This is a genomic window from Paraburkholderia sp. BR13439 (assembly GCF_040948805.1).
Taxonomy (GTDB): domain Bacteria; phylum Pseudomonadota; class Gammaproteobacteria; order Burkholderiales; family Burkholderiaceae; genus Paraburkholderia; species Paraburkholderia youngii.
Map to the genome: position 1 here is coordinate 262,314 of NZ_JBFPKN010000008.1, position 13,779 is coordinate 276,092.

At 61.6% G+C, this 13,779-nt stretch carries 10 protein-coding genes; 6 read left to right on the forward strand and 4 right to left on the reverse strand.

Going from position 1 to position 13,779, the window contains the following annotated elements; genetic code table 11:
* Positions 1–13: 13 nt before the first annotated feature.
* The gene (locus AB3X96_RS18425; RefSeq protein WP_368590794.1) at positions 14–1,741 is read right to left on the reverse strand and encodes a methanol/ethanol family PQQ-dependent dehydrogenase; all 1,728 of its coding nucleotides are present in this window, start codon (positions 1,739–1,741) and stop codon (positions 14–16) included.
* Between the two features lie 439 nt (positions 1,742–2,180).
* Between AB3X96_RS18425 and AB3X96_RS18430 the strand changes: the two genes are divergently transcribed.
* The 4 genes from AB3X96_RS18430 (at position 2,181) to AB3X96_RS18445 (ending at position 7,372) form a co-directional block, all read left to right on the forward strand.
* Entirely contained in the window at positions 2,181–4,166 is a 1,986-nt protein-coding gene (locus AB3X96_RS18430; protein WP_368590795.1) for a sigma-54-dependent Fis family transcriptional regulator, read from the forward strand.
* Positions 4,163–4,453, forward strand: a complete 291-nt coding sequence (gene pqqA / locus AB3X96_RS18435; RefSeq protein WP_368590796.1) for a pyrroloquinoline quinone precursor peptide PqqA — start codon at positions 4,163–4,165, stop codon at positions 4,451–4,453. The genes AB3X96_RS18430 and pqqA overlap by 4 nt, the downstream gene beginning before the upstream one ends.
* A gap of 86 nt (positions 4,454–4,539) precedes the next feature.
* Positions 4,540–4,821, forward strand: a complete 282-nt coding sequence (gene pqqD, locus AB3X96_RS18440; protein WP_368590797.1) for a pyrroloquinoline quinone biosynthesis peptide chaperone PqqD — start codon at positions 4,540–4,542, stop codon at positions 4,819–4,821.
* Between the two features lie 520 nt (positions 4,822–5,341).
* Complete coding sequence (locus AB3X96_RS18445; protein WP_368590798.1) at positions 5,342–7,372, forward strand: TonB-dependent receptor; 2,031 nt, start codon at positions 5,342–5,344, stop codon at positions 7,370–7,372.
* Between the two features lie 121 nt (positions 7,373–7,493).
* Here the strand turns inward: AB3X96_RS18445 and AB3X96_RS18450 are convergent, their stop codons facing one another.
* Complete coding sequence (locus AB3X96_RS18450) at positions 7,494–10,298, reverse strand: bifunctional YncE family protein/alkaline phosphatase family protein (RefSeq protein WP_368590799.1); 2,805 nt, start codon at positions 10,296–10,298, stop codon at positions 7,494–7,496.
* A 458-nt stretch (positions 10,299–10,756) separates the two neighbouring features.
* Between AB3X96_RS18450 and AB3X96_RS18455 the strand changes: the two genes are divergently transcribed.
* Positions 10,757–11,599 (forward strand): helix-turn-helix transcriptional regulator, encoded by an 843-nt coding sequence (locus tag AB3X96_RS18455; protein WP_368590800.1) that lies wholly within the window; start codon positions 10,757–10,759, stop codon positions 11,597–11,599.
* A gap of 83 nt (positions 11,600–11,682) precedes the next feature.
* Positions 11,683–12,060 (forward strand): cupin domain-containing protein, encoded by a 378-nt coding sequence (locus tag AB3X96_RS18460; RefSeq protein WP_312883599.1) that lies wholly within the window; start codon positions 11,683–11,685, stop codon positions 12,058–12,060.
* A 9-nt stretch (positions 12,061–12,069) separates the two neighbouring features.
* Here AB3X96_RS18460 and AB3X96_RS18465 read toward each other — a convergent pair whose 3' ends face one another.
* Together AB3X96_RS18465 and AB3X96_RS18470 are read right to left on the reverse strand one after the other, a co-directional pair.
* On the reverse strand, positions 12,070–12,816 hold the full coding sequence (locus AB3X96_RS18465; RefSeq protein ID WP_368590801.1) for an SDR family oxidoreductase: 747 nt from the start codon (positions 12,814–12,816) through the stop codon (positions 12,070–12,072).
* A gap of 73 nt (positions 12,817–12,889) precedes the next feature.
* Positions 12,890–13,711 (reverse strand): SDR family NAD(P)-dependent oxidoreductase, encoded by an 822-nt coding sequence (locus AB3X96_RS18470; RefSeq protein ID WP_368590802.1) that lies wholly within the window; start codon positions 13,709–13,711, stop codon positions 12,890–12,892.
* Between the last annotated feature and the right edge of the window lie 68 nt (positions 13,712–13,779).

Below are 13,779 nucleotides of genomic sequence, written 5' to 3' on the forward strand. Positions count from 1 at the left end.
GCGGTGGCTGCGTTCAGCTGCGATCGAGCGCGAACACATACAACGTGCCGCCGCGCGGAACGTCCTTCGCGACGTCGGCCATCGGGCCGCCCCAGATCGGATTCGCACCGCCGTAGCCCGCCAGCACGGCCACGTATTCCTTGCCGTCGACTTCGAACACGGAAGGTTGCGCGACGATGCCGCTCGCGAGTTGCGGGCTCTCCCACAACACCTTGCCCGTCGTCACGTCGAACGCGTACAGATGGCCGTCGAGCGAGCCGCTGAAGGCGAGCCCGCTCGCGGTCGTGGCGACGCCGCCGTTCCACGGCATTTTGGTCCAGTGACCCCACAGCTTCTTGCCGGTATTGACGTCGATGGCCTGAAGCTCGCCATAGCCCTGGCTGCCCGGTTCGGGCTGAATCTCGAAGCCTTCGCCGAGGTAGGGCAGGCCTTCCATGTAGCTGACCGATTTGCCGGACAGGCTCATGCACGCATGCAGTGATGGCACCACCGCGATGTGCCGCTCCGGATCGTAGGAGGTCGACCACCAGTTCTTGCCGCCGAGAAAGCTTGGGCAGGTGTTGATCGTCGTGCCGGCCTTCGGAAACCGGCTGGCGTCCTGAACCGGTTTGCCGTCGGCGGTGTAGCCGGTCACCGACAGCGCCTTGACGAACGGCTCCGCGTAGATCAGCTTGCCGGTCTTGCGATCGATCGCGTGGAAGAAGCCGTTGCGGTCGGCATGGATGATCGCGTCATACTGCTTGCCCTTGTAGCTGATGTTGGCAAGCACCGGCGTGTTGACGCCGTCGTAGTCCCACGTGTCATTGTTCGTGTACTGGTAGTGCCACTTCAGCTCGCCGTTTTTCGGGTTGAGCGCGAGCAGTGAATCGGAGTACAGGTTGTCGCCCGGACGCAGCGCGGCGAGCCACGGCCCCGGATTGCCGACGCCCCAGTACAGCGTCTGCGTGGCCGCGTCGTAAGTGCCGGTCAGCCACGCCGCGCCGCCGCCATGTTCCTGCATGCCGTCGGGCCATGTGTCGCTACCTTTCTCACCGGCACTCGGGATCGTATAGCGCTTCCAGATGATCGAGCCGTCGTCGGGATTGAGCGCGGCGATATAGCCGCGAATCCCGTACTCGCCGCCCGACGTGCCGACGACGATCGCGCCATCGAGCGCGAGCGGTGCAAGCGAGAACGCGTAGCCGAGACCCGGCTCGAACATCTGCTTCTTCCACACGAGGTTGCCGCTCTGCGCGTCGATCGCGGCCACCTCGCCGCTCAGCATCGCCACATAGACGTTCTTGCCATACAGCGCGACGCCGCGATTCACGACATCGCAACAGGCGGTCTTGAACGATTCCGCGCCGAGCTTCGGCTCGTATTTCCACAGCTGCGTGCCGGTTTTGACATCGAACGCATAGACGTTGTCCTTGGGTGTACTGACGAAAAGGTACCCGCCGTTGACGATCGGAGTTGCTTCGAAGCCCTGCTTGAGTTCCGCGGGGAAGCGATAGCTCCAGGCCTGCCTGAGACCGGCGACGTTCGATGCATCGATCTGCTTCAGAGGGGAATGCGACTGGCCGCTATAGCTGCGGTAATAGGTGAGCCAGCCCGGGTCGCTTTGCGCTTGAGCGAGGCGCTCGTAGGTCACGGTGGGATAGTCCGGGGCGGCGCCCACCGGAGCCACGTTCAGTGCCATCGCGATCGCGATGCTCGCTCCAAGGACAGCCAGCCGGCCAGCGGCGGGCGAACGGTTCTTCATGGTCGTCTCCTGAGTGTTTGTCGATGCAGTGCCGGCAGAGGCGTCGCCCCTTCGTTCCGTGTCGATCCGGATGCGATGCCGTTACTGCAAATCGCATGCCATTTTTGTGAGCGAGTCCGAAAGGGCGGCGCGCCTGAACGTGCGGCGGCATATATCGCTTGCGTGGCGTTCCATCTGTTGCGTCCCGGTACAACGCCGGGCGATGGAGTGTTGAGAAACAGCACAATTGCGGCGCTCGCGCACATCGCTCGGGGCGAGGGCGACGCCAGCAGCGCGGGTCGAGCGCCACTCGGGGTGACTCCGCATATCGCAACGCGCATCGATTTGCGGTAATACAGCCTCTTCGCTTCGCCACCGTCGATGAAATGAATGGCCCGGAGCTTGCTTAAGAGAACGGAGAAAAGTCTGGCAAGGTACCAGGCTCTGCTGGAGGGAGACAATGCGCGATGACGTTCATCCGGCCGTGGCTCAGACGGCCGTCCGGTCCAATGACTTTCCCGCGCCGGCGATTCAGAAAGCGCACGAACGGTCCGAAACGTTTGGCCTGTGCGCGTCGGCGCGGCCGGATTACGAGGTTCTTTCGAACGCAGGACTCGTGCTCAAACGCGAGCAGAACCGGGTGCTGTGCGCGCACGCGATGCCGGTGATGGAGACGCTGCGCGAGCAGATCGCCAACACGCAAAGCATGATCGTGCTGACCAATGCCGAAGGGCTGATCCTGCATTCGATCGGCGACGACGATTTTCTCGCGCGCGCGGAGAAAGTCGCGCTGCGGCCCGGCGCGAACTGGGCCGAGGACCGCCAGGGTACCAATGCGATCGGTACGGCGTTGGCCGAGCGCTGCGCGATGGTCGTGCACGGCGACCAGCATTACCTCGCGGCCAACCGCTTCCTGACCTGCTCGAGCGTGCCGATTCTCGATCCGTATGGTGACGCGATCGGCGTGCTCGACGTGACGGGCGATTACCGCAGCTATCATCAGCACACGATGGCGCTCGCCAAAATGTCGGTGCAGATGATCGAGAATCATCTGTTCACGACCACCTTTCACGAAACGCTGCAAGTGTCCTTCCATAGTCGTCCGGAGTTTCTCGGCACGCTGATGGAAGGCATCGTCGCGTTCACGAGCGACGGACGTTTTCTGTCGGCCAACCGCAGTGCGCAGTTTCAGCTCGGCATGCCGCTCGCCGGGCTGCGCGCGCATACGCTCTCGTCGTTGTTCCAGACCACCAGCGCGCAACTGATCGATCGTGCGCGCGCGAGCCTCGACCCGCACCTGATGCTCAATCTGAGCAGCGGCGCGGTGGTTTGCGCGCGCGTGCAGTTCAGGCGAGCGTCGCTGGCCGAAGGCAGCCGCCCGGTCGCCGTGCACGAGTGCGCGCGGGCGGCGGCGCGCGAGGAGCCGCCGCAGACCGTTGCCGGGCTTTCACGTCTGAGCTATCTCGACACGGGCGACCCGCAGATCGCCGCGGTCATTGCGAAGGTCAAAAGAGTGATCGGCAAGGACATTCCGATCCTGATCAATGGCGAGACCGGCACGGGCAAGGAACTGCTCGCGCAGGCGATCCACAATGATTCGCCGCGCCATGCGGGGCCGTTCGTCGCGGTCAACTGTGCTTCGATTCCCGAGACGCTGATCGAATCCGAGCTGTTCGGCTACGAGGAGGGCGCATTCACCGGAGCGCGGCGCAAAGGTGCAATCGGCAAGCTGCTGCAGGCGAACGGCGGCACGCTGTTTCTCGATGAGATCGGCGACATGCCGTATTCGCTGCAAGTGCGGCTGCTGCGCGTGCTGCAGGAACGCGTCGTCAACCCGCTAGGCTCGACCCGCAGCATTGCGGTGGACGTCGCGATCATCTGCGCGACGCACCGTGACCTGCGCGTGATGATCGCGCAAAACCGCTTCCGCGAGGATCTCTACTACCGGCTCAATGGCCTCGTGGTGCGTCTGCCGCGTCTGCGCGAGCGGACCGATCTCGCGGTCGTGATCCAGAAGATGTTGCTGCGCGAATCACTCGCGAGCGCGAGCGGGCAGCCGCTTCACGTCGCGCCCGAGGTGATGGCGATGTTCGAGCGCTGTCCGTGGCCGGGCAACTTCAGGCAGCTCGGCAATCTGCTGCGCACCGCGGCGGCCATGGTCGACGCGGACGGCGAGATCCGGCGCGAGCATTTGCCCGATGACTTCTTCGATGACCTGCGCTGTGGCGTTGCGTCGAGCGGCGCGGCGGATACGCGAGGCGCGCGCAATGCGTGCGTGCCGGAGTGCGCGCGCCTGCAGGACGTGACCGTATCTGTGATTGCCGCGGCGCTCGCGCGGCATGGCGGCAACGTTTCGGCGGCCGCGCGCGAGCTCGGCGTGTCGCGCAACATGATCTACCGGAAGATGCCCGCGGTCGAACCGGGGCGTGCGGTGGACGACTTTTGAGCCCATCGCGCCGTTTTCATCGGCGCTTCTGTTTCGCTTACATGCTGTCACACGCTGCTGCATCGCGCAGCAGTGGTGCTCCAAAAATCAACACCGCCCATCTCCCGAATGCCCGCGCCTCGCATTACGACATCGGCATATCCTTTGCTTTGAAGGGAGCGGCCGCGCATCGAGTGCGGTTTTTCATCCAATCGCAAACAAGGAGACATGCCATGCAATGGATTACCCCGTCGTATGCCGAAGTGCGTTTCGGCTTTGAAATCACGATGTACATCGCCAATCGCTGAGCGGGCTGCGGCGTGCCGCCCGCGCTGCACGTTGGGCGCCGCGGGCGGCGCACGCAACGAACGGCCATGAATACACTGGGATCGCGATGAACACGCGTGACTCGGATAGCGGCGTGCCGCTGCGCCCCCGCCTGCGGAGCGTCTTCCGCCTGCACTGGGAAGCGGCGCAGGACGCCTACGTGCTGCTCTATCCCGAAGGGATGGTGAAGCTCAACGCTAGCGCCGGCGCGATCCTCGCGCGTTGCGACGGAGAACACGAGCTCGACGACATCATCGGCGAACTCGAACGGCTTTTCGGCACGTCCGAACTTGCGCCCGACGTCTACCGTTTCCTCGATCACGCGCGGCTGCGCGGCTGGCTGGATTGACCAGCCCCACGACTCAGTGCGCGCTGCCCGCTCTCAAGAAAGCCGCCACGCCCGCCGGGTCCCGGCGAGCCGTCGGCGCTCACCCAGTTGCGAAACGGATCTGTTTGCATAAGCGATCCGCATAGCTGCGTGGCAGCTTTCCCATGCGAGCTCGCGTAGCTCACCCTCGATAGAAAGCGATGGCGTCGCGCTTGCACGACAACGATTTCGCATTCGTTGTCCGTGTAACCGTTCATGTCTGTGACACGCGCAAACGATAAATTTCGCGGGTCGAAGGGCAGGACCGCTCAGGATTTATTTGCCACAGCATGAAGCCGATGCAATGTGCCGCAATGGAATGGAGTCAATGAGAACATCGCCATCCAGAATCGCCATCGCCGTCTCCGCTGCAACGTTGTCGCTCGCCACCGGAGCGAATGCACAACAGACTCAACCCGCTGCCACTCAACAGACTGAAGCGCCGGTCACTCTAGGACCCATCGTTGTCAATGCGGCGAGAACAGCGGCCGCTCCGGATAACGTGGACGACCCCGAACAGATCGTGAGCGTTAGCAAGACCGGCACGCCGCTCGGCGACCTGCCGATGAGTGTGGAGGTCGTTCCGCGCGGAATTCTCGACGAACAAGGCGCCATGTCGTTGCAGGACGCGATCCGCAAAGGCAACGTGTCCGGAGTGAACTACGGCGGTACCGATTCGAAGGGCTTCACCGACCACTTCATGATCCGTGGCCTGCAGGCGCAGACCTATGACGACGGCTTTTCGGACGGCGACCAGGTCAACGGCCCAATGCATTCACTGCTGGGCGTCGAGCGCATCGAGGTGCTCAAAGGTCCGGGCTCGGCGCTGCTAGGCAGCGGCCCGCCGGGCGGCTCGATCAACCTGATCCACCACACGCCGTCCGCGCAGTTCCACTGGGGCGGCGAGATCCAGGCCGGCTCTTTCGGTACCGTCAACGCGAGTGGCTACGTCACCGGTCCAACCGGCATCGATGGACTGAACTATCGTGTCGACGCCAGCGCCGGCCGCTCGGACGGCTACCGCGGACTGGCATCCTGGAACAGGGAAATCCGGCCCGATCTGCAGTGGAAAATCGGCGACCACAAGGTCGAATTCTCGATCGACGCGCAAGAGTACATGGCAACGCCTGACTCATACGGGATCATCTACTACAACGGTGCGCCGATTCGCAATGTCCCGTTCAACGCCAAATATTCGACGCCATTCGCGAACGCGCACGGCAACTACCTCCGTGCCACGCTGACGGACGAGTGGCGCGTCAGCGACTACCTGACGATCAATAATCGCCTGTCCTACATGCACCACACGCTGGACTTCTACAGCAACGGCGACAGCACGCACGCGAAGGTCAAGGGCAACGCATTCGTCGGCCGCCAGTTGCGCGATCAGGACGATTCGCTCAACACGTTCGACTACCAGTTGGAACCAGTCTGGAAATTCTCGACAGGCAGCATCCACCATACGCTGCTGACGGGCTTCGAATACCTGAACCAGGATCTCAACAGCGCGAAGACCACAGCAGACCTTCCGGACATAAGCAACATCTTCGCGCCGGTGCCGCTGGAAACATCCATCGCAAGCCTGCACTTCCAGTGCGCGCCCTCTCACTCGTGCCAGAACGATCATGTGCGCGCGAATTTCTACAGCCTTTACGCGACCGATCAGGTGGATGTGACGGACAGATTCAAGATCCGCGCAGGCGTGCGCAAGGACTGGTTCGGTACGTCGCTGACCTTGAACCCGGTCCCCGGCGAGCCGAATCGTACGGCCAACGACGGCATCACGCTGGTTCCTGGCAACACGTACACGCGCAACGATGCCCCGACCAGTTGGAGCGCCGGGATGTTGTACAAGCTGACGCCGTGGATGACGCCGTACTTCGGCGTATCGCGCAGCTATCTCGCGAATTTCAACTCCGAAAACACGGCATTTTCCATCGGGCCGCCGGAATCAGCGCTGCAATACGAGTTGGGCATAAAGTGGTCGTTCGACGACGGGCGCTACGTGCTCAACACCGCGCTGTTCGACGTCAAGCGGGAACACGTGGCGACCCCGTTCGGCGAGGACCAACTCGCGTTCGATTCGCAGCGCACGCGCGGCGGCGAGGCTTCGTTCGACGCGGATCTCACGTCGAACTGGCACGTGTACGAGAACTTTACCGGACAGCAGGCGCAAATCACTTATAGCCCGGACATCCCGGGCGCGGTCGGAACCGCCCCGCAGGGCGTGCCGGCCTTTATGGCGAACCTGTGGACGACCTACCGCTTCAGCCTGTTCGGCAGGGCAGGTTTTCATGCGGGTGCGGGCATCGACTACATGAGCCGGATGACGAACGGCTTTGCCAACGGCTACGACTGGGCACCGGCCTCCGTGATCGCGAACCTGCAGTTCGGTTACGCGGAGCGTCACTGGGGAGCCGATCTGAACATCGACAACGTCACCAACCAGCGCTACTTCATCGCCACCAACGTGGTCGGTGCCTACCTCGGCTCGCCGTTAGCCGCGTACGTTCGCCTGCACGCGGACTTTTGATCGGGGCACGACAACGAGCGGCTGTCCATCTGGACAGCCGCCCGCCGTTGGCAGCTACCGTGCGTGCAACGCGACGGGCGTTGCGATACCGCCCGCCGCAAGCTCGGACGATATCGCTCGATCAATCGTCATCGTCGTCGGCAGCGGCGACCGTCTTCGTCCCCTCGGCAGAGCTCTTCGTGTAGATCGAATGCGGCGCCGGGTACGGCTTGTCTCCCATCACGCCGGTCCACAGCACCCGGTTGAAGAGCTCCGGCGGAACCCGATCTTCCTTGGAGAAATCGAAGCCCTTCGTCGCGTTTGCCCAGTAAGTCGCGTCATGCAGCGGATGAATGTCCGGACCCTGTGCATACTGATTGCCGTCGCTGCCGCCGGATGTCGGGCCGGTGGCCACGTTGCCCACGTTCGTACCTCTCAGAATCGTCGACGCAACGGCAGTGTAGGTCCACGAACCATCCGAGCCAGTGTCGAAGACGTCGGCCATCGGTTGCGCATACGCGGTGTTCAGGTTGATGTGCTGGGTGCCGAGCACGTCTTCCATGGTACGGATGGCGTTCACCTGGCTGTATGCGGTGCTGACAACGGCGTTCTTCTTCACGTATGCGCCAACGACGTAGGCCGGCGCGCGGTGCGAGTCGACGTGATCGGAACCGGCCTGCGAGTCGTCCTCGACCACCACGATCAGCGTGCTTTTCGCGTACGGGCTGTGTGCGACCGTCTCGATCAGCTTGCCCACCGCGAAGTCGTTGTCCGCCTGCTCCTGTTCGGCCGTCCCCATCTGTCCGACGTTCTGCGCATAGCTGCCGGTGTGATCGGAACCCATGCGGACGAATTCAAACGACGGCAGATTGCCGTTCGCGACGTACTGCTGGAACTCGCGGTTCCATTCGAGTTCGCGGAAGGTGTCCGGATAGGCCTGGTCGAAGCCGCGGTAGTACGGGTCCGTCAGCGTGACGAGCGACGGCTTGAGCGGGTGCGCCTGAATGTTGCCGGCGGCAAACGGGTTGAGGACGGGGCTGGCGATCGTGCCGATCGAACCGCTGTTGTTGACCATGCCGCCGTAGTTGCGGACTGTACCGCCCGCCTGCAGCACCGCGTCATAGATGCTCGCCTTCTGGTAGCCGAACGGCGCATCCGGTACCGAAATGTCGGCGATACCTGGCAGCGCGTTGGCCGTGCCGCCCGGCAGCGACGCCGTGACCGTGCTGTAGGCCCCACCCGAGACACCATCGCGCATCGCGGTGGTGGCGAGGCCAACCGGCAGGCCGCGATTGGCGCCTTCGGATTCATACGACATGCCGCGGCTCACGCCAGCGTAGTTTTCCTGCTGCGACACTTCCTCGGTCGGCGTGACGTGCGCGTGCTGCACCCACGACCAGCCATCCATCGAGCCGTCGCCCGGATCGGCGAAGTTGTCGATCGTGACGAAGTTGCCAGCAATATTGTGGAAGTTCGGCGTGGTGGCCTTGCCATACATCGTCAGCGACGGATCACCGTTCGAGCCGTTGCCGAGGTCGCCGAGAATCTGGTCGAACGTCCGGTTTTCCTTGACGACATAGATCACGTGCTTGATGTGATCGTGCAGGAAATTCATCGTCTGGCGGTCGCTCTGCGACTCTCTGACCGAATAGTGGTTGTTCTCGTCGACCTGACTGGTCAGCCGGGCCAGCACGTCGCCCCTCGGGACCGGTGCGCTCACGAGGCTGCTCTGTTCGAGACCGAACTGGTACTGGGCCGTCGTGCCCGACGTGTACAGCGGGTTCGGGCCGGTGTTCGACTTGCCGTTGATGATGTACATCTGCGACCCGTCTGCGCTCAGCGTGACGTCCTTGGGCGCATACGCGGTCGGGATCAGGCCGGTGACGTGGTAGCCTTCGTTGCCATCGAGCGAGATCACGGCGATCGAGTTGTCGCCGTTGTTGACCGCATACAGGGTTCTGCCGTCGCGCGATACGGTTACGTTGACCGTGTCGCGGCCGCCGTACTTCCTGTTGCTGCCGCTGCCGTGATCATTGCCGTCGCCGGACTGGCTAGCGATGTCGATCGTCTTCTCGACCCGGTGGCTGGCAGTATCGACGACCGCAACCTGGTCGGTATTCGCCACCGCGACGTAGAGCTTGGACTGATCCGGCGAAAGGGTCATTCCATAGGCATTGCCTTTTACCGGAATGCGAGTGATGAATTGCGGTGCGGCCGGGTTCGACAGGTTGAGCACCACGACTTCACGGTCGCGCACTGACGAGACGAACGCCGTGTCGTCGGATTTCAGCGAAACGGCCCACGGGTATTCGCCACCGGCAACGCCTTGCGTGCCCGACGTATTGAACGGGCGCAGATCGTATTCGGACATGACGGTGTTCGACGTCGTGTCGATGATGGTAATCGAGTCGTTGTAGTTGTTGGCAACGACGAGAATCCTGCCATTGCCGGAGAGAGCGAGACCACCGGCGTTCGGCTTCACCCCCGACCCGATACCCTTGCTATGGTTCAGGGCGATGGCTGCGGTTTGTGACCATTGGGCCGACGCAAGCGCCGACGGGCGGCTATATACATACACCGTGTCGTCCGCGCCGCCGGTGCCGTACAGCGTCTGGTTGCCATTCCATGCGAGGCCATCGAACGCATTGTTCTGGTGGATGGCCTGCACGAGCTTCGGGGTGGCCTTGTTGGCGCCCGACACGTCGTAGATGAAGATGTACTGGGTCGAGTCAGTCTTGTCCAGCGTGCTGTTGCTGGCACCCGTGTAGACGGTGTTATAGCCTGCCGTAATCACGGCAAGAGTATTGCCATCCGGGCTGAGTTGTGACTTGATGGCGCCGCTGACGATCTGGGTCGGCTTTGCCGAAAGCTGCGGGTTGAGCAACTGCTGCACGGCACCCGGTATGGCTCGCGGGGAAATGAACTGCCCGGTCGGCAGAAGCTCCATGTCGCCCTGCGGTGCCGCAAATGCAATGCAGCTTGTCAATAATCCCAATGCAAATCCAGATTGAATGAAATTTCGATGCATTTTGTTTCTCTCCAGATAATCAAAACAAAATAGCCAAATTGGGTGGGAACGGAATCATTTGTCAGGTCGGTCGCACCTGATCGAGGATATGTGCCAGCGATTCGTCCAGGCGGGACGCATTGCAACGGTGCCGCTCTGGAGCTTTCAGCACCGCAACATTTAGTCAGTCTGGAATGTCAGTGGAATGACACGTTTGAAGCATGTGCATTCCGAATGAATTTTTCACAAAAAATTATCTATCGATCGATATGCAATCATAATTTAAATGTAAAAATATTCTTGAAATAAAGTGCTCGTTCGGACATCGTGGCAGGAGATGACGCGCAGGGACAACAAGTGTGTAATATCGACTGCAACGTCTCTTTGGGAGCAATCCCATGCTACGGGTACTTGAGCCGGGCGACTACTTCGGCGCTACCACCCTGCAATACAGGGATGATGGCATCTCGGTCGTGGAGACCCAATTCGCAACGGATCTCATCATTCCGCAGCACGAACATGTGAATCCGTTTTTCTGTTTCGTGCTGGACGGCCGCGGTACACGATCCTGGCCGTCACGCGGTGGCGAAGATGGGCCGATGTCACTGACGCTTTTTCCCGCAGCCGTACCGCACGCAAATTGCTGGTACGGGGCCGGCGGCAAGGCGCTCCATGTCGAATTTTCGTCTTCGTGGCTAGAGCGGCTGGGCGGTCGGACCCAAGTCCTCGATCGCCCGGATGACTTCGCCAGTGGAGCTCCGTTGTCGTTCATGCGCCGTCTCGTTCGCGAGTGCCGTGAGCAGGATTCGGCTACATCGCTAGCAGTCGAAGGGCTGGTACTCGAACTTCTTGCGGCGTGTGAGCGAGCCGTCCCGCGCGCGGCGACGGTTGGCGGTTCACGTCGATGGCTCGCTCGCGTGGAAGCATTACTGCACGATCGTTTTCGTGAGACGTTGACGTTGGACGAAGTCGCTTCGGACAGCCATGTTTGCGCCGACCACCTCGCGCGGGAATTCCGCAAGCACTATGGCTGTACTGTCGGAGATTACGTGCGTCAGCTTCGGCTCGATTTCGCCTGCGCTCAATTGAGCAGTGGACGCCATTCGCTCAAGGCGATTGCTCAGGCCGCCGGTTTCGCCGATCAAAGCCACTTTACGCGCGTGTTTCGGCGCAGGATGGGGCTGACGCCAGGCGCGTACCGCGCGCAGTTGCTCGAAGGTCGCTCCTGTACCAAAGATTGACGGTCCGGTACAAGACCAACAGAACTGGCAAGGCCTACAGTGGCTCGCATCTTCGACACGAATTAACGTTCACGGAGACTGATGTGAGCACCGATTCCTTTCCGTACTCGACCCACCTTAACGTCCTCTACTCCTTCGGCGAAGTCATCGACGTGCCCGCCCTCGTGGCGGCAAACGGCCATCCCTGGTATAACCAGACGCTGTGTCAGGTGGACCAGTCGGTAGTTCGGCTGGGTGTCGTGCAGGGCGAATATCATTGGCACAAACATGACGCGCAGGACGAATTCTTTTATGTGGTTAGCGGACGCTTCCTGATCGACCTCGAGGACCAGGTCGTCGATCTGGGCCCGGGACAAGCGTTTGTCGTGCATAAAGGCCTGCTGCATCGCCCTCGAGCGCCTGTGAAAACGGTGATCCTGATGGTCGAGGCGGCGGGAATCGTTCCCACCGGTGACACCTGATGCAGATCGTCAGCGAGGCTCGGTCAGCGGGACGGTCTGGCCAGTCGAATCCAGACCAATTCCGCCGTCGCATATGATGGTTTGCCCAGACATGAAGGAGTTCGAAATCAGAAACTCAATCGCCATGGCAATGTCGTCAGGCTGGCCAATTCGTCCTACCGGCGTTCTCACCGCATAACCGGCAAACGCGGACTCCTTATCTTGCTCCGAGAGAAAGTCCCACCACGGCGTATCAATGACGCCAGGGGAAACTGCGTTAATCCGCAACGGGCGTAGCTCTGCCGCCAGGATCGGCACGATCGCAGCAATCGCCGCGTTCGCTGCGCCGAGGCCCGCTGTTCCGGGCATGGCCGAGTGTGCCGATACGGCCGAGAGAAAAGTGATGCTGCCGGTTTTCGCAATCGACGCAAGGGCCGCCTGGGCACACGCGAAATGAGGAAACACTTTCTCATCGAATCCCATACGCACCGCATCGAGACTGACGGCTGAAAACGGGCCTCCCCCCTTGCCACTGCCGAGCGCGAGAACCAGGTGATCGATTGCGCCAATCTCGGCAAACGTGCCGGCGATGGTCGATGCATCGGATGCATCGAATCTCACCGTATTTGCAGCGCCGCGCAACGCGGCCTTCGCTTTGGCCAGTTTCGCCGAATCTCGCCCGGCAATCGTAACCGCGTATCTCCGGTCCAGTAGCCGGCTCGCTGTAGCGAAGCCAATTCCGGAAGAACCGCCGACAATGAAGACATGATCTGACATGGTTGAAGTTTCCGCTCTTTGAAAAATGCCGGGTTCCCGGAACCCGGGCGGACCGACATCGAAGTTCGATGTGTCAATGTGCCAGCGACGGGTCCGTCAACTGAAAGCTGAGCTGACGCAGTCGCTTGCGGAGCGCAGGGTTGTAGGCGTCGGGATGAGCTCTGGCGAGCCCTGTGCCGTCGAAATAGAGGCCGGTACGGCCTTCCATTGCGGTGCTGGCCGCAAGATGAAGAACCGCGTCAGCCCCTTCCTCGACCGTGCTCAGAGGCGTGATTCCGCCATTCCTCACCATGGTCGTATCCATGTATGTGGCCGGATGCAGACAATTCGCCGTCACGCCGGTCTGCGCCAGTTCGTCGGCCAGATCGAACGTGAACATGATTTGCGCGAGCTTGCTCTGGCAATAGGCCGCGGTACCGCTATAGCCGTGGCTCAACATCACGTCGTCGAAATCGATCGGGCGTTGTCCCACGGAAGCAACATTGACAATCCGCGATCTCGAGCCCGTCAGCAAAAGAGGTAGCAGAAGCCTCGTCAGGGCAAAGCCCGCGAGGTAGTTCACCGCGAACCGCAATTCGATTCCATCCGCCGTGACTTGCCTGATCGAGCCACGCGGACCGGTCCCGATGCCGGCGTTGTTGATAAGCAGGTCGAGTCGATCGTGCGCGCGTCCGATCGCGCTTGCCAGCGATTGAACTTCCGCGAACGTAGACAGATCAGCCGGATAAAAAGTCGCTTTGCCTCCCGCACCCGCTATCTCGCGAACGACGGATTCGCCCCGTTCCATGTTTCGGCCGTGAACGAGCACATGCGCGCCCTGGGCTGCCAGCCGATTCGCGACGCAGCGTCCCAGTCCGTCGGTGGAGCCGGTAACCAGCACAAGCTTGTTCGTCATGTTCATGATTGAATAGACTGGAAGTTGGTTTCGTCTTCATCCTGTGCGCTTTGCCGCGCGACAAACAG

Coding starts and splice junctions, on each gene's coding strand:
- pqqD (WP_368590797.1), top strand. CDS start 4,540: ATGAACACGCGTGACTCGGATAGCGGCGTGCCGCTGCGCCCCCGCCTG.
- AB3X96_RS18455 (WP_368590800.1), top strand. CDS start 10,757: ATGCTACGGGTACTTGAGCCGGGCGACTACTTCGGCGCTACCACCCTG.
- AB3X96_RS18425 (WP_368590794.1), bottom strand. CDS start 1,741: ATGAAGAACCGTTCGCCCGCCGCTGGCCGGCTGGCTGTCCTTGGAGCG.
- AB3X96_RS18465 (WP_368590801.1), bottom strand. CDS start 12,816: ATGTCAGATCATGTCTTCATTGTCGGCGGTTCTTCCGGAATTGGCTTC.
- AB3X96_RS18470 (WP_368590802.1), bottom strand. CDS start 13,711: ATGACGAACAAGCTTGTGCTGGTTACCGGCTCCACCGACGGACTGGGA.
- AB3X96_RS18430 (WP_368590795.1), top strand. CDS start 2,181: ATGCGCGATGACGTTCATCCGGCCGTGGCTCAGACGGCCGTCCGGTCC.
- AB3X96_RS18450 (WP_368590799.1), bottom strand. CDS start 10,298: ATGGAGCTTCTGCCGACCGGGCAGTTCATTTCCCCGCGAGCCATACCG.